At 64.8% G+C, this 15,432-nt stretch carries 14 protein-coding genes; 9 read left to right on the top strand and 5 right to left on the bottom strand.

Annotation, left to right across the window (positions count from 1 at the left end; all coding sequences use genetic code 11):
* Positions 1-204 precede the first annotated feature (204 nt).
* From AB4Y42_RS17615 to AB4Y42_RS17605, 3 genes are all read left to right on the top strand, one after another.
* Positions 205-1,260 (top strand): hypothetical protein, encoded by a 1,056-nt coding sequence (locus AB4Y42_RS17615; RefSeq protein ID WP_368687907.1) that lies wholly within the window; start codon positions 205-207, stop codon positions 1,258-1,260.
* A gap of 52 nt (positions 1,261-1,312) precedes the next feature.
* The gene (locus AB4Y42_RS17610) at positions 1,313-1,681 is read left to right on the top strand and encodes a DUF2784 domain-containing protein (protein WP_368687908.1); all 369 of its coding nucleotides are present in this window, start codon (positions 1,313-1,315) and stop codon (positions 1,679-1,681) included.
* Positions 1,682-1,906: 225 nt separating this feature from the next.
* Positions 1,907-3,145: an FAD-dependent oxidoreductase gene (locus AB4Y42_RS17605; protein WP_368694856.1), complete on the top strand. Its 1,239-nt coding sequence runs from the start codon at positions 1,907-1,909 to the stop codon at positions 3,143-3,145.
* A 48-nt stretch (positions 3,146-3,193) separates the two neighbouring features.
* On the opposite strand, the gene AB4Y42_RS17600 is transcribed toward AB4Y42_RS17605, so the two are convergent.
* Positions 3,194-4,138, bottom strand: a complete 945-nt coding sequence (locus AB4Y42_RS17600) for a LysR family transcriptional regulator (RefSeq protein ID WP_368687910.1) — start codon at positions 4,136-4,138, stop codon at positions 3,194-3,196.
* 126 nt (positions 4,139-4,264) lie between these two features.
* On the opposite strand from AB4Y42_RS17600, the gene AB4Y42_RS17595 reads away from it, so the two are divergent.
* Together AB4Y42_RS17595 and AB4Y42_RS17590 are read left to right on the top strand one after the other, a co-directional pair.
* Complete coding sequence (locus AB4Y42_RS17595) at positions 4,265-4,906, top strand: glutathione S-transferase family protein (protein WP_368694855.1); 642 nt, start codon at positions 4,265-4,267, stop codon at positions 4,904-4,906.
* Between the two features lie 33 nt (positions 4,907-4,939).
* Positions 4,940-6,979, top strand: coding sequence for a pyridoxamine 5'-phosphate oxidase family protein (locus AB4Y42_RS17590; protein ID WP_368694854.1), 2,040 nt, complete (start codon positions 4,940-4,942; stop codon positions 6,977-6,979).
* A gap of 131 nt (positions 6,980-7,110) precedes the next feature.
* Here AB4Y42_RS17590 and AB4Y42_RS17585 read toward each other — a convergent pair whose 3' ends face one another.
* Positions 7,111-7,695, bottom strand: a complete 585-nt coding sequence (locus AB4Y42_RS17585) for a DUF308 domain-containing protein (RefSeq protein ID WP_368694853.1) — start codon at positions 7,693-7,695, stop codon at positions 7,111-7,113.
* 151 nt (positions 7,696-7,846) lie between these two features.
* Between AB4Y42_RS17585 and AB4Y42_RS17580 the strand changes: the two genes are divergently transcribed.
* The gene (locus tag AB4Y42_RS17580; RefSeq protein WP_368694852.1) at positions 7,847-9,328 is read left to right on the top strand and encodes an HD domain-containing phosphohydrolase; all 1,482 of its coding nucleotides are present in this window, start codon (positions 7,847-7,849) and stop codon (positions 9,326-9,328) included.
* 196 nt (positions 9,329-9,524) lie between these two features.
* On the opposite strand, the gene AB4Y42_RS17575 is transcribed toward AB4Y42_RS17580, so the two are convergent.
* Both AB4Y42_RS17575 and AB4Y42_RS17570 read right to left on the bottom strand, forming a co-directional pair.
* Positions 9,525-9,890: a hypothetical protein gene (locus AB4Y42_RS17575; RefSeq protein ID WP_368687915.1), complete on the bottom strand. Its 366-nt coding sequence runs from the start codon at positions 9,888-9,890 to the stop codon at positions 9,525-9,527.
* A gap of 26 nt (positions 9,891-9,916) precedes the next feature.
* Positions 9,917-10,348, bottom strand: coding sequence for a hypothetical protein (locus tag AB4Y42_RS17570; protein ID WP_368694851.1), 432 nt, complete (start codon positions 10,346-10,348; stop codon positions 9,917-9,919).
* 182 nt (positions 10,349-10,530) lie between these two features.
* Here AB4Y42_RS17570 and AB4Y42_RS17565 point away from each other — a divergent pair, with 182 nt between their 5' ends.
* On the top strand, positions 10,531-11,226 hold the full coding sequence (locus AB4Y42_RS17565; protein ID WP_342921697.1) for a response regulator transcription factor: 696 nt from the start codon (positions 10,531-10,533) through the stop codon (positions 11,224-11,226).
* Here the strand turns inward: AB4Y42_RS17565 and AB4Y42_RS17560 are convergent.
* A complete protein-coding gene (locus AB4Y42_RS17560; RefSeq protein ID WP_368694850.1) occupies positions 11,223-13,145 on the bottom strand; it encodes a hybrid sensor histidine kinase/response regulator in 1,923 nt (640 codons plus the stop codon). The genes AB4Y42_RS17565 and AB4Y42_RS17560 overlap by 4 nt on opposite strands.
* Before the next feature lie 667 nt (positions 13,146-13,812).
* On the opposite strand from AB4Y42_RS17560, the gene AB4Y42_RS17555 reads away from it, so the two are divergent.
* Together AB4Y42_RS17555 and AB4Y42_RS17550 are read left to right on the top strand one after the other, a co-directional pair.
* Positions 13,813-14,610, top strand: coding sequence for an acetoacetate decarboxylase (locus AB4Y42_RS17555; protein ID WP_368694849.1), 798 nt, complete (start codon positions 13,813-13,815; stop codon positions 14,608-14,610).
* A gap of 34 nt (positions 14,611-14,644) precedes the next feature.
* Positions 14,645-15,427, top strand: coding sequence for a 3-hydroxybutyrate dehydrogenase (locus AB4Y42_RS17550; protein WP_368687919.1), 783 nt, complete (start codon positions 14,645-14,647; stop codon positions 15,425-15,427).
* Positions 15,428-15,432 lie beyond the last annotated feature (5 nt).

Here is a 15,432-nt window from a genome sequence, read left to right as displayed (position 1 = left end):
GCCAAATAACCAGCCTGCCCAAGCGTGCGCGACGAGCAAGCTATCGTCGGAAAACATACGTCTGATCCCCCAATCGTTGCTAACGCAGTCAATCGCGAATCCGTCGACGGAATCTACCGTGAGCGCCCCGCTCGCCTGCGAACAGGAAGCGGCGGCGCTCTGCCCGAAAGGTATTCCCCGTTTGCTGGGTCGAAGGGACATGGCATGTTCAGAAACTTTATCGAGTTCGCAAGACAGGTGCGACGCAGCGAAGACTTCAAGAACGCGCTCAATACGCCCGCCCGCCTGTCCCTGCATGCGAAGCAGCGCCTCAACCGTGGCCACTTCGTCATAGAGATTCGCGCAAATTCGGGCTTCTTTTCCGTCATGCAGATCGTCCTGTGCATCCTCCTGTACTGCGACGAAAAGCATTTGACGCCCGTTATTTCGGCGCGCGGCGGCAGCTATGGCGACGCGCAAGGCAAAATCGACTGGCTAGCCGAATACTTTGAAAACCTCGCACCGTCCGCCCTGCCGGACGACGCGAGGGCGGGTTTGCGAACGTCGATCGTGCGCGATCTCGGCGATCTGGGCTTTCGCCGTTACGAAGCCGGCCTCGGGCTCGCGCGGGCAAGTACGGTATTCCTGTCGAACTTTCGGCCAGGCGAAGCGATCCGGCAGGAAGTCGCGCGCATCAGCGAGCGGCTCGAGATTGGCGCCTCGACGCTGGGCGTCCATTTTCGCGGCACGGACAAAAAGTTCGAGGCCCATACGATCGACTGGAGTGGGTTTTGCCGCATGGTCGAGAGAACCCTTGCGGACGATCACCGGCTCACGAACATCTTCGTCTCCAGCGACGAGCAGGCCTTCCTCGACTTCTTCCAGAAGTGGGGCTTCGCCGTGCCCGTCAACGTCGCGCCTGCCACGCTGCTCGCGAGCGGCGAGAAGCCCGTGCACTTCAGCGGACATCCCGGACTCGCCATCGGCCGCGAAGCCCTGGTCGCGAGCCTGCTACTCGCAAACTGCGGCCATTTGATCAAGACGCCCTCCTATCTCTCGGCGTGGTCGAAGATCTTCAATCCGTCGCTGCGGGTGAGGCTCGTCGTGCCGCCCCGCAACAACGCCTTCTGGTTTCCCGATAGCCAGATCTGGACCGAACAGACCAGGCGCGACAACGACCTCGTGAATCCTGAAGTCGAAGACGCGGCCTTCGACTCGCCGTTTACGGCAACCGCGACGACGCCAAACGCGGGAGCCCTTCCCCGGCCTATCGACCTCTGAAGACGTATCATCAAAGCCAGAACGCAGGGCGCGTGCAACTGCGAGCATCGTCATGGACTGGCTGGCCAATACCGTTCTCGTACTACATGCACTGGTCGTACTCTTCATCGTCGGCGGCCTGGTCGCGATCTGGGTGGGCGCCTGGCTCGAGCGCGGTTGGGTGCGCAACCGCGTGTTCCGGCTCACGCATCTCCTAGCGATAGGGCTCGTCGCGCTTCTTGCCGTCCTCGACATCCCGTGTCCCCTCACGGTGCTCGAGGACTGGCTGCGTACCGGGCACGCCGGGCCGCAGGGCTTCATCCAGCGCTGGGTCAGCGACTTGCTGTACTACGACTTGCCCGGCTGGGTATTCGCGACAGCTTATGCAGGATTCCTGCTGATCGTGGCAATCACCTGGTTTCGTGTCCCGCCGCGTTCGTGACGGCAACAGCGCGTAGATCTTTCGGCGTGTAACGACACTGGCGGGACACCGCCTGTTTTCTCTGGCGCCTCGCATTCCGAACATCGAATCTTGCCTCCACAGCGTATGCGCGTCGCATAATAGCGCTATCCGCGCGCCTCTCGACACGCACGCTCACGCGCTTCATGCGCCGTCAGTTTGCTGACGTCCGGGTTCGCCTCGCCGCCATGGCGTGGAGGTCTTCAAATGACTCAGGGCAGCTACGACATCGTGATCGCGGGCGGCGGTCTCGGCGGCGCAACGCTTGGCCGTGCACTGGCAGGCGCCGGCGTGCGCACGCTCATCGTCGAACGCGAGACGGCGTTCAGGGACCGCGTGCGCGGCGAGGGCATGATGCCTTGGGGTGTCGTCGAAGCCCGCGCGCTCGGCATCGACCGGCTGCTCTGCGATGACGGCGCGCACGTGGTCCCGTTCTGGCGGCGCTACAGCGGACTGGTGCCGGCCGAGTCCCGCAACCTCGCGGAGACCACCCCCGGGCACACCGCGTGTCTGGACTTCTATCATCCGTCGATGCAGCGCACGCTGCTCGACGCGGCCGAATCCTCGGGGGCCATCGTGCTGCGCGGCGCCGAGGTCGTGCGCGTCGATCCGGGCGACGCCCCGGGCAAGCCGCCGGTCGTCGAGATTCGCTCGGATGGCGGTACCCATCGGGTGAAAGCGCGGCTCGTGGTGGGCGCCGACGGACGCCGGTCGACGGTGCGCAGATTAGCCGGCTTCACGCTCAACCAGGATCCCGGGCGGCTGGTCGTGGCGGGGGTGCTCTACGAGGGGCTCGATACGCCGGAAGATTCAGTCCACCACTTCCAGTGTCCAGCGTTGGGACAGGCCGCATTGATCTTTCCGATCGGGCAGCAGCGGTTCCGGTCGTACTTCGTCTCGTGGGTCGGGCAGCGCGCGCACCCCATCAGCGGTAGCGGGCATGTCCGCGAGTTCCTCGACGCCTGCGTCGACACGGGCGTGCCGCGCGACTGGTTCGAACGCGCGAGAGTCGTTGGCCCGCTCGCGGCGTATCCCGGCGCGGACATCTGGGTCGAGCATCCCTGCATCGGCAGCGTGGTGCTGATCGGCGATGCAGCGGCGGCCAGCGACCCGTCATGGGGATGCGGGCTGTCGTTGACGCTGCGTGACGTCAGGGTGCTGCTTGACCGCCTGCTCGCCAACGATGACTGGGAAGCCGCCGCGCACGCGTACGCCTTCGAGCACGACCGCTATTACGGCGCCCTGCACCGCGTACTGGACTGGCTCACCCAGCTGCTGTACGAACGCGGCGCGAGCGCCGACGAGCGCCGCGCCCGCATCCTGCCGTGTTTCGCCATGGAGCCCGATCGCGCGCCCGATCTGCCGGGGCTCGGCCCGGAGACGCCATCGGACGAAGAGGCTCGCCGGCGGTTCTTCGTCGAGGATCGTTTTTTGCCGCCAGGCTGATCTCGCGACGCATGTTCAATGTCACGCACGGAAGCGTGCCAGCGACGCTTACGCGGCACTGTTCGCGATCCTCGCCTTCAACGCCTCGATGACGGCGCGCACCTTGCCCGACGGGTAGCTCGTCGGCGCGAACACGGCCTGCACGCTCAAAGGCACCCCGGACCATTCGGGCAGCAAGCGGACCAGCGCGCCGGACGCAAGATCCGCGCGGGTCGAGAAGTCGGTCAGCGCGGCGAAGCCGCCACCTGCGAGGACCGCCGCGCGCGCGGACGTCGCCGTGTTCACACTCAGCGCATTCACGCAGCGCACGCGGCGCACGGCTTTGTCGTGGCTGACGCGGCCCGTCGCGAGGCGCCCGGCTTCGCGCGTCAACTCGAGCGTCGACGGATGCCGCAGCACGCTCATCGCGATATGCGGCAAGGACGCCAATCCGTTCAGCGACCTCGGCATGCCGTGCCGCGCAACGAACGCGGGGCTCGCGACCAGCCAGCGCACGTAGCTGCCGAGTTTCACCGTGCGGTAGTTCGAGTCCGGCAGATTGCCGAGCCGCACGGCCAGATCGATCCCCTCGCCGATCAGGTCGACGTAGTGATCGGCGCAAACCAGTTCGATGTCGAGTTCCGGATAGACGGCGCGCAGATCGACGAGCGCGGGCGCGACGATCTGCGCGCCGTAGTCGACAGGCGCGCTCACCCGCAGGGCGCCGCGCGCGGGCGTGGCCTCGTCCGAGACGGCCGCGAGCGCCTCTTCCGTCATCTGCAGGATACGGCAGCTGGCGTCGTAGAACGCGCGGCCTGCATCGGTCACGGAGAGCTGACGCGTGGTGCGCGTGATCAGGCTCGCGCCGATCTCGCGTTCGAGGCGCTGCATGTGCGCGCTGACCATCGTCTTGGCGATGCCGAGCCGCTCGGCCGCGGCGGTCAGCGAGCCCGCTTCGACCACGGCGACGAACACCGCCAGCCGGTTCAGATTCACGTCGCGTACGTCGGTCATCGGCGATTGTCCACTCTCGATAGAAAATGAATGCAAGCTTAGCAGTCTTCTGGCGCGCGCAGCCATTGCCTATTCTGAACGCTCACTGACGCTTCATCCCGAGGCGCTTTCGTTATGGAGAATGCGATGCCCGCTGCCCGTCCCGCCACGCCGATCCGCTTGTACACCATGCTGCTATCCGGCCACGGACACCGCGTCCGGCTGTTCCTGTCCATGCTGGACCTGCCGTTCGAGATCGTGCCGGTGGATCTCGCCGCGGGTGAGCACCGCCAGCCCGCGTACTTGAAGCTCAATCCCTTCGGCCAGGTCCCGACCATAGTCGACGGCGACACGGTGTTGTTCGATTCGAACGCGATTCTCGTCTATCTGGCGAAGCGTTACGGCGATCCGTCGTGGCTGCCCGACGACCCGCTCGGCGCGGCTGCAGTGCAACGCTGGTTGTCGCTCGCAGCCGGTCCGATCGCGTTCGGCCCGTGCGCCGCACGCCTCGTCCATGTATTCAAGCGCGATCTCGATCTCGCGCGTGCCCAGCAAATCGCGCAAACGCTGCTGCCGCTGCTCGATGCCGAACTCGCGCACAAGCCGTTCGCCGCGGGCGAGCAGGTGACCATCGCCGATATTGCCGCGCATACCTACATCGCGCATGCACCGGAAGGCGGCGTGTCGCTGGAGCCGTATCCGCATCTGCGCGCATGGCTCGACCGCGTGGCCGCGTTGCCGGGCTTCGTGCCGATGCCATCGACGAAAGCGGGCCTGCTCGCCGCCTGAACCCCACTTGCGCGCCGCTAGATCGAGGCCGTCATGACCGCTCTCCCCGAACTGAATCCGTACCGCGCCGCCGGGCCGTTTCACGACGGCGAGCGCGAGGCCCAATTGCGCGCGGGCGTGGCCGACGTTGCGCTCGAAAACGGCTCGCGCGGCATCCGCGACTACATGCCGGACCAGCATCGCGCGTTCTTCGCGATGCTGCCGTTCATGGTGTTCGGCGGCGTCGACGCAAACGGTCAGCCCTGGGCCACGCTGCGTGCGAACACGGCGGGCTTCGTGTCGACGCCGGACAGCCGCACGCTGCGCATCGACGGCGGCGCGCTGGCGGGCGATCCGCTCGAAGGGAACTGGGTGCCGGGCGCGCGTATCGGCGGGCTCGGCATCCAACCGCATACGCGGCGGCGCAACCGCGTGAACGGCGTGATCGAAGCGGTCGATGGCGGCGTGGTGACGCTCGCCGTCGAGCAGAGCTTCGGCAACTGCGCGAAGTACATCAATGGAAGGGAACCGGTATTCGTCGGCGATGCGCCAGCGCACGCCACGGTCGAGCATGTGCAGGCACTCTCGGAGGAAGACCGCGCGCTGATCGCGCGCGCCGACGTATTTTTCATCGCCACCGCCAATCTCGACGATGCAGCGGGAGCGGCGGGCGGCGCCGACGTGTCGCACCGCGGCGGCATGCCGGGCTTCGTGCGGATCGACGACGCGCGCACGCTGACTGCGCCCGACTTCAGCGGCAACAAGTTTTTCAACACGATCGGCAACCTGCTGCGCGATCCGCGCGCGGGATTGCTGTTCGTCGACTTTGCGCGCGGCGATCTGTTGTATCTGGCGGTACGCGGCGAGGTGATCTGGGACGGTGCCGAAATCGCGCAATTCCCGCTGGCACAGCGGCTGGTGCGCTTTCATGTGGCTGCAGTGCGCCGCGTGCGGGACGCGTTGCCGTTGCGGTGGTCGGCGGTCGACTATGCGCCGCAGTTCGCGCAGGCTTCGACAGAATCCTCGCCAGCCGCTGCACCGAAGAACGCCGACACGCGCCCGTGGCGCACGCTGCGCGTCGCCGAGGTGCGCGACGAGTCTCCGACGATCCGCTCGTTCCATTTCGAAGCGGTGGACGGCGAACCACTCGCCCCGTTCGAAGCGGGACAGTACCTTCCGCTGCGCATCGCCATGCCTGGCTCGGACAAGCCGCTCATGCGCACCTATACGCTCTCCGCGGCGCACGATGCCGCGCATCCGGCGCGCTACCGGATCAGCGTGAAGCGCGACGGCGCGGCGTCGCGCTGGCTGCATGAACACGCACGCATCGGCGCGCTGATCGACACGCTGGCGCCGCGCGGATCGTTCACGCTCGATGCACGCAGCCCGCGCGCGATCGTGCTGGCGGCGGCGGGCATCGGCATCACGCCGATGCTGGCGATGCTCGACGCGGCGCTCACGCTCGAACCGCAACGCCGCATACACGTGTTTCATGGGACGCGCGGCGAGCACGAAAGGCCGTTCGCAGCGGCGCTGCGGGAGATCGAACGCGCGCATCCGAACGTCTCAGTGCATCTGTACGACAGCGCCGCGCAGCACGACTCGCCCGATGAAGACCGGCTCGCGGGCCGCGTGAACATCGATGCGTTGCGTCGCTTCCTGCCGTTCGACGACTACGACTTCTATCTGTGCGGCCCCGAAGCGTTCATGCGCGATCTGTACCAGGGGCTGCGCGCGCTGAATATTGCGGACGAGCGGATCCGCTTCGAGGCGTTCGGGCCATCGAGCCTGAAGCGTGCGCCCGATCACGCGCCCGTGGCGAACGAGGCAACGCCAGCCAGACCGGTGACCTTCGCCCGCACGGCGCAAACGGTGCAATGGCAGCCGCAGCAGGGCTCGCTGCTCGAAACCGCCGAGCGCTGCGGCACCGACGCGGTGTCCAGCTGCCGCTCCGGCATGTGCGGGACCTGCGCCACGCGCGTGCTCGATGGCAGCGTGGAATACGACGAACCGCCCGAGTTCGACGCCGAGCCGGGGTACGCGCTGATCTGCGTCGGGCATCCGGCAGCGGGCGGCGTGACGCTCGATCTCTAGCCGCCATGCTCGCTGCGCGCGCGACGAGCGTCAGCTCGGCGCGCGCAGAAATCGCACGACTTCGTCGTTGAACCTCTGCAGGAGAACGCACCGATGATTTATTCAGGCAACACGCCAGCTGCGCCGGCGCATCAAGACGTTCTGGCCATCTTGCTGCGCAGCTGGCCAGCCGAAAGCCACAAGGCAGAGATCAGAAAGTAGACGGCGCCGACCGCTGCATAGCCCGCCACTTTGTCGATCGCAGAGGCCAGAGGCGCGCCGCCCTGCACGATGAAAAACACCCCTGCCAATGCCGATTGAGCACCGCTTAGTATCATCGCCCATTGCGCGCCGAAGCGTTTCCAGCGACGCACGGCGGTGCCGAGCTGAAGCAACCCGGCAAGAATGGCCCACACGCCAAACACGCCCAGCACCCCGTGCGCGCCCAGCTTCAACGCCACCATCACGGCGACCGTCGTCAAGATGCTGATGCCGACGTTGACGACCTGTGTACGGTTTTCCTCCGCCCCGCCGCTGCGCAACATGTCGAGATAGTTGGCCACGGCATCCCACGCCGGATAGACGACGAGCAGCGCCGCGATTCTGGCCGGCGAATGCTGCCCGAGCGAGAATGCCAGTGCGACCCAGGCGACGGAAAACGCGGTCCGCACAAAGTAATACTGCTTGAGCCAGCTCGCTTCGCGAGTGAGCGTGATATCTGCGTGTCGATCAGCCATGGCAACTCCTGAACAGTTCGTGACAACGGTGCAAAGGATCGCACTCGCCTCGTTTTTGCGGCATCGGTCGAATGACCGACCCTCGCGGGGTCGAATGGCGTTGTGACGTATAGTGATCGAACGCCTGACGTGCGCCCTGCCTCCCATGCCGATGACCGACGACCAAGCTGGCCTTTTCCCGCTGCGCGTGTTCGATGCCGTGAAAGCACTCGCCTTCATCGGCGATCTGAGCATGGGCCAGCCCACCGATCATTCGCCGCGCACCGCATGGCTCGCGGCGCGCCTCGCGCAAGCCGCCCGGCTCGACGCGTCGACGATCGATACCGTGCGGGAGACGTCGCTGCTGCGCTGGTCGGGATGCACGGCAAACGCGGCGGGCTTCGCCGACGTTTTCGGCGACGACATCCAAAGCCGCGTCTCGATGCTGGACGGCCGCACAGACTGGGTCGCGCCACTCGAGTCGCGTGGCGGTGCCGCGGCGGTGCTCACGCCGCTCGCGCAGACCCACTGCGAAGTGGCGGGCGAAGTGGCGCGCGTGCTGGGCCTCCCGCTCGCAACCGAAACGGCGTTGCGTCATATCTTCGAAATGTGGGACGGCAACGGTGTGCCCGAGCATCTTGCACGCGAAGCCGTGCCGATGCCGGTGTTCGTCGTCGCGCTTGCCGGAGATCTGGAGATTTTCAGTCGCACGTATGGTGTCGAGCAGGCGCTCGGTCTCATTGCGCAACGCGCCGACATACGCTATCCAGTGCGGCTCGTCGAGACCGTGCAGCGCAGTGCGGCCCTTTGGCTCGCGGAACTGGAACATGCGTCACTCGCCGCGCTCGACGCTGCACTGACGACCTCGCCCATGCAGCAGGCAACGTCGGCGGAGTTGATCGCCGACGTCATCGACCTCAAGCTGCCCTGGATGACCGGCTTTTCGCGCGCGGTCGCGGCAACGGCCGCCCGGTGCTGCGAACGTCTCGCAACGGACAAGGCCGCGCACGAACGCGTCTATCGCGCAGGATTGATTCATGGGATCGGGCGGGCGGCAGTGCCCAACGGCATCTGGAATCTGAGCGTGCGTTTGCCCGCAAGCGCCTGGGAGAAGGTGCGCCTCGTGCCCTACTGGACGTCTCGCGCGGGCAGGCAGGCCGGCGCGCTCGGTGACGCGGCCGAACTCGCATCGTATGCGTATGAGCGGCTGGACGGCTCGGGTTATTTTCGCGGCGCACGCGGCGAGGCCATGACGCTGGAGGCGCGCGTGCTGGCTGCTTCGGTGGCGTGGGTCGCGTTGCGCTCGGCGCGCCCGTGGCGGCCCGCGCTCTCCGACGACGCCGCCGAGCAACAGCTGCGCGACGAGGTCACGAGCGGCCGGCTGAGCGGCGAAGCGGTCGATGCGCTGCTGGCCGAAGGCGCAGTTGCCGTCAGGCGCCCGATGAACAGCACGCCGCAGCGCGCGCCGCTGACGCCGCGCGAAATCGATGTGCTGCGTGCCATCTCGCGCGGTGCGAGCAACAAGGAAGCCGCGCGAGAACTGGCGCTGAGTCCGAGCACAGTGCGCACGCACGTCGAAAGCGTGTTTCGCAAGTTCGAATGCTCCACCCGCGCGGCGGCGACACTCAAGGCATCGGCAATGGGCCTGCTTTAGCGATCATGCCGATGCGTTCCGGAAGAGAACGCCGCGCGTTGCCATGTCCGGTGGCAGCAACGCGTTGCGGCTAGTGCAAGTTAATGGTTTTTCCCCTGCTTTTTTGGTGGTCTCTCACGCTTCCCGGATTTTTAGGTGGTCTCTCACGCTACCCCAACTTGTTTGATCTCCTCTGCTCCCCCGAATCAGGCATGACTCAGTCTATTTCTTGTCCCCCGGCTCTGGCCGCGAACCGATCCAGCAAACACTGCAGCCGACGCTCCTGAATGTGCAGGATCCCCGGTGTGGAACGGAGCTCGAGCACGCGGGAGTGCCAATAACTCGCACCGAAAATCGCCATCGCCTTGTCCGCGCTGATCGCGCTTTCGAGGTGAGCAATTGCCGTGTCGAGCGTGTGGACAGTGTAGGGACTCTGCGGCCGCCTTCCTGTCTCTGTCTTTATCTGAATCGTTTTCTCGCGCCCTGCCCGCTTGCCTCCCGCCTGGCTATCGCGCTCCTGCGAGAGCAGGGATTGCAGGCGCTGCTCATCGAGCGCGTCGTACCGGATGGAGTTGTCTCGCATCGCACGGTCTCCTCGTCGGCGATCGCTCACCAATTACCGTCGAGCATGTTCCGGCGCTCGCTGATGATGACCGTCGGGCCCGGATTGTCGTGATTAACCAGGGTCGCATCGGTGCACACGGTGCGGGCCGCTTTGGCGCCACGGCGGTGGCGTGCGACGGACTCCAGCAGGCTCAACGTGATGCAGAAACTCCGGTCGATCTGCTCCGTCCAGCACTTCTGGTCATAGGCGGCCAGCGCCTGCACGAAGACGTCGTAGATCTGGTCCGGAAAAGTCACGCCGCTCGACTCGATGCGAACCATGAGCGCCCTTGCCCGAAGCAGTTCGGCCAGGATCGTCGCGTCCGGCTGCGTCGCCGGTTCAGGCTCCGGCTTGCAAGGGCGTGCGCGCGTTTCGTCGTCCGACGCAAAGCGGAAAATATTCAGCAGACTTTTGAAGTCGGGATGCGGCGTATGCATGATGGTGTCCCTCATCGTCCGAACTGCAGCGACTCCATCCTGCGCGTCCCGGGGCGCTGGCAAAACCGGCCATGGCGGGGGAAAAACGCCTCCAGAAGGCGGCCCCACAAGCGTCCCCCGCTATGGGGGGATCGCAACCTGCAGGATTACGGGTACAGTGGGGACGACTAGAGAGGCGCTCGATGGACAACCTGTATTTCCGGCACGTACTGCTCGTCGAAGACGAGGGCTTGACGCGTATCGCGATGAAGAGCCTGATCCTGACGTCGGAACCGACGCTCGACATCGACGAGGCCGGCTCGTACGACGCTGCTGTCGAACGGCTGCAGAACAAGGCTTACGACCTGGTCTTTCTCGACTACCAGATCGGGGACAATCACACCGGGCTTGATTTGCTGCGCTGGCTGCAGGAGAACGAGCGCGCGGCGCACGTGGTCATGCTGTCCGCGCAGGACGACCGCGAGACCGTGCTGGACTGCATCAAGAATGGCGCCGGCGGCTTCATCTCGAAGGCCAGCGAGGAAGGCGGTGCGGTGTTCCGGGAAGCCCTGCAGACGATCCTGAATGGACGGGTCTACCTGCCCAACAGCGTGCTCGGCAAAGGCGGCCATACCCCGCAGTCACCGGGTCCGAGCAAGGCCATTCCGATCGACTCGCTGAACCTTCCGCCGCGCCTCGCGCAAACCCTGGGCTTTGTCCTGCAGGGCATGTCGAACAAGGCCATCGCGCGCAAGATGAATATCTCGGAGAACACCGCGAAGGAGTACATCAGCGATCTGCTGAGCCGCTTCAACGTATCGCGGCGCACTTTCCTGATCGTCGAGATGGCACGCCGCGGCATCGAGATTCCCACCGTTGCGCACGCCCCGGCGGTCTAGGTCGCCCGCGCCGATGCCTCCGTCAATTCGAGCATGCGCGCAATCAGCAGGTCGGGAGCCAATGGCTTGCTGAGCACGCAGCGCTCGGGCAACACGCCCTGCGTGCTTGCCATGGCTTCCCCCGTCACCACGAGGCACGGCACGGGCCGCGCAACGTGCTCGCCCAGCAGACGGATGACGTCGTGGGCGGTCGAATTCTCCGGCAGCCGGTAGTCGCTGATCACGAGGTCCGGCACGCGCTCGATCGTCTGCAACAGTTCATCGAGTTCGGCAGCGGAGCGAACCGAATCGGACAGCACGCCCCAGCGTGCAAACAACGCCTCCATCGAGGCACGCACCAGGCTGTCGTCCTCGACCAGCAACACGTAGAGACCGCGCAGCGACGACGGTGACAGCGACGATGCCGCATCGGCGGGCGATAGCGCGGCATCCTCGTGCGCGAATGGGTCCGCCACCGGCATGCGCACCGAAAAGCGCGACCCGTGACCCTCGATCGACTTGAGTTCGAGACGATGGCCCTCGAGCAGGGACACCACCGCATTCACGATCGACAAACCGAGTCCGAGCCCTTTCTCGCGGTCCCGCTCCGGGTTGCCGAGCTGGACGAACGGCTGGAAGATCGCATCCCAATGCTCCGACGCGATGCCGATGCCGTTATCGAGCACGTCGAGACGCACATAATTAGGCATACGGACCAAACCCACGAGCACCGTGGAGCGCCCTGCTTTCGCGGGATCCGAATATTTGATGCCGTTCGCAATGAGGTTGCTCAGCACGCGGGGAATCCAGTCGGCGTCGGTGCGTACCCATGCGGGCTTTTGCAGCGCCTTCGCATAGCGTAGCACCACGCCGCGGCTCGCCGCGAACGACGCGAGCTGCTCGACCGCCTCCTCGGTCACGCGGCTCAGGTCGACGCTCGTATAGGTCGGGTTGACGTGCCCCGATTCGAGCTTCGACAGGTCGAGCACCGCGTTGAACAGGCGTGCCGTCAATACCGACGCCTTGCGCGCTTCGCCGATCAGCTTGCCCGATGCTTCGATGTCGCGTGCTTCCAGCGCTTCGTCTGCCGCCGCGAGAAACAGGTTCAGCGCATGCATGGGCTGGCGCAGGTCGTGTGCGGCCGCGGCCAGAAAGCGCGACTTCGCCCGGCTCGACTGCTCGGCGGCTTCGCGCTGCTGCTCGCGCAAGGCGATCAGGGCTTCCGACTTGGTCTGCTGGTCGCGCCGTGCGCGCTCGAGGTCATGATGCTTTTGCGCGAGTTCGGCGTTGGCGCTTTGCAGCGCGGCGTTGCTCTGCGCGAGTGCCTGCACGGCGACATAGCGGTCGCGCACATGCCTCTCGGCATTCACGTTGACGCTATGCCCCAGCACGGCGACGTTCAACAGATAGAACATGCCCGCGGCGAAGTTGTCCGGCTCGACCGCCTGGGTGACCAGTTGCGCCATCACGATCACGGCGATCACGCATGCGGTCAGCATGAGCGTCGCCTTGGCCCGCAGGCGCAGAAAGCCGAACAGATAAAAGAGAATTAAATAAAAGCCGACAAAAAAATGGGTGAAATTGAATGGGCGCGGGGCAAGGACCGTTTGCATCAAGAGGCAAAAGCACATGAACGCCAGGCCCGACAGCAGGATCCAGTGTGCAACCTTGTCCCGATGAAATTCGAGCCTGAAGGCCAGCACGATGCCGACGGTCGCGCCGAGCGCACCGGCGCAACGGAACGCGAAAACCTCCGGGAAGTACGGCCGGAACACCGGACTGGTCTGCGCAAGGCTGATTTCCCAAAAGCCGAAGCACACCCAGATCAGGGTTCCGAGCACCAGCGCCGCACGGCGAAAGTCGGCGAAGCGCCGGCCATACTCCTCCGTAAATTCCCGTTCGACCTGCGGATCCTCGAAGCGGGCAGGCCAGCAAAGCATATCGACCAGCCATGCGCGAACCGCACTGGGCGCATGCGAGCGTTTGAGGAATGCCGATTCCGTCGCCGATTGAAATCTGAATATGCTCATCGCATCTCGCCGGTATGCTCGCTGGCTAACGAAGCAGGAAGCACGTCTCGCGCTTAGGCATGCCAATCCATTCTAGCCGGTCACAGCCTGCCCCGCCCGCTTCCCCGCTGGAAGCGAGGATATCTTACGCCTGCGGACCACAAGAGATGTCATATAACATGGTGTTCGGCGCGCGACGATCCGGTATCGCGGCGGCTCTCTCCAGGCATCTGCGATACTTCGTATTCCTTCCGAATTTGGACAAAGCATACCGATGCCGGGGTCGAGGCGTTCCTCAATGTGCGACGTGGCCGGCCTCCCCTCCCAATCCACGCATCAATCTATTTCCCATTTTGAGCAGCATTCATCAGATGTTTCCTGGGCAACGAACGTAATGCCATGATTAAGCTGCAAAAATCGGCATACGCGAGGTTGCGCCAATCACACGAAAATGACGCTGGGATGGCCAATAAACTTTCAATTTCCTTTTTATTTAACGAAACTGAAACGGTGTTTTATCGCCATAAATGCGATCGTGTCATGTTTTCCCTCTAAGATCTGTCGCGACGTTTTCACGCAGCCTGGACTGGAGAACAGTATGGATCTGGCAAGAATCCGCCGCGATGCATTCGCGATGCCCATGCACAATCCCGCGTATCCGCGGCCGCCGTTTCGCTTCGTCAATCGCGAATATTTCATCATCACGTACGAGACCGATCCCGATGCGCTGCGCGCCATCGTGCCGGAGCCGCTGAAGGCGGAAAACAATCTCGTGCATTACGAATTCATCCGTATGCCCGACTCGTCGGGTTTCGGCGATTACACCGAAAGCGGTCAGGTGATTTCCGTACGCGATCCGCAAGGCCGCCTCGCGAATTACACGCATTCGATGTATCTCGACGACGAAGGCCCGATTGCGGGCGGCCGTGAAATCTGGGGCTTCCCGAAGAAGCTCGCGCGCCCCGTGCTCGCGGTCGATGGCAACGACACGCTGCTCGGCACGCTCGATTACGGCACGCAGCGCATCGCGACCGGCACGATGGGCTACAAGCATCACGTGCTCAACAGCGAAGACGAGCGCCGCAAGCTCGCCGACACGCCCAACTATCTCCTCAAGATCATTCCGCATGTGGACGGCACGGCGCGCATCTGCGAACTCGTGCGCTTCTATCTGCGCGACGTGACGGTGCGCGGCGCATGGAGCGGCCCGGCCGCGATCGAGCTGCATCCGCATGCGCTCGCGCCCGTCGCCGATCTGCCGGTGCGCCGAGTGGTGGGTGCACGCCACGTCATTGCGGACCTCACGCTCGATATCGGCGAAGTCGCCTTCGACTATCTCGCCGCGACATCGAGCCAGGACGCCGCCCTGGGCGAGCCCGAAGTCGAGCTTGCCTGATCTGCTTAACAATCGCTTTTAGTAAGGAATACATATGTCGTTGAAGGACAAGGTTGCAGTCATCACGGGCGCCGCGAGCGGCATTGGCGAACATTGCGCGCGCACGTTTGCGAGCCAGGGTGCGGCGGTCGTGATCGCCGACCTCAATCTCGCGAACGCCGGCAAGGTGGCGGACAGCATCGTGGCCGCGGGCGGCAGGGCCCTCGCCGTGGCGATGGATGTCACCAACGAAGAAGCCGTGAATGCGGGGATCGACGAAGCGGCAAAAGCCTTCGGCGGGATCGACGTGCTCGTGTCGAACGCGGGCATCCAGATCATCAGCCCGGTGGACGAGTTCCCGTTTGCCGACTGGAAGAAGATGCTCGCGATCCATCTCGACGGCGCGTTTCTCACCACCAAGGCCGCGCTCAAGCACATGTACGGCAGTGGCAAGGGCGGCTCGATCGTCTACATGGGATCGGTGCACTCGCACGAGGCGTCGAAGCTCAAGGCGGCTTATGTCACGGCGAAGCACGGTCTGCTCGGCCTGGCCCGCGTCGTGGCGAAGGAAGGCGGTCCGCGCGGCGTGCGCGCCAACGTCGTGTGCCCGGGTTTCGTGCGTACGCCGCTCGTCGACAAGCAGATTCCCGAGCAGGCCAGGGCGCTCGGCATTTCGGAAGCCGACGTCGTCAAGAACGTGATGCTCAAGGACACCGTGGACGGCGAGTTCACCTCGCTCGACGACGTGGCCAACACGGTCGCGTTCCTCGCGGGCTTCGGGTCGCAGGCGTTGACGGGCCAGTCGGTGCTCGTCACGCACGGCTGGTCGATGCACTGAGCAAT

The sequence above is a fragment of the Paraburkholderia sp. EG286B genome (genome assembly GCF_040965655.1).
Taxonomy (GTDB): Bacteria; Pseudomonadota; Gammaproteobacteria; order Burkholderiales; family Burkholderiaceae; genus Paraburkholderia.
Note: the sequence above shows the minus strand (reverse complement) of the source record. Positions and strands in the feature narration are given on the sequence as shown.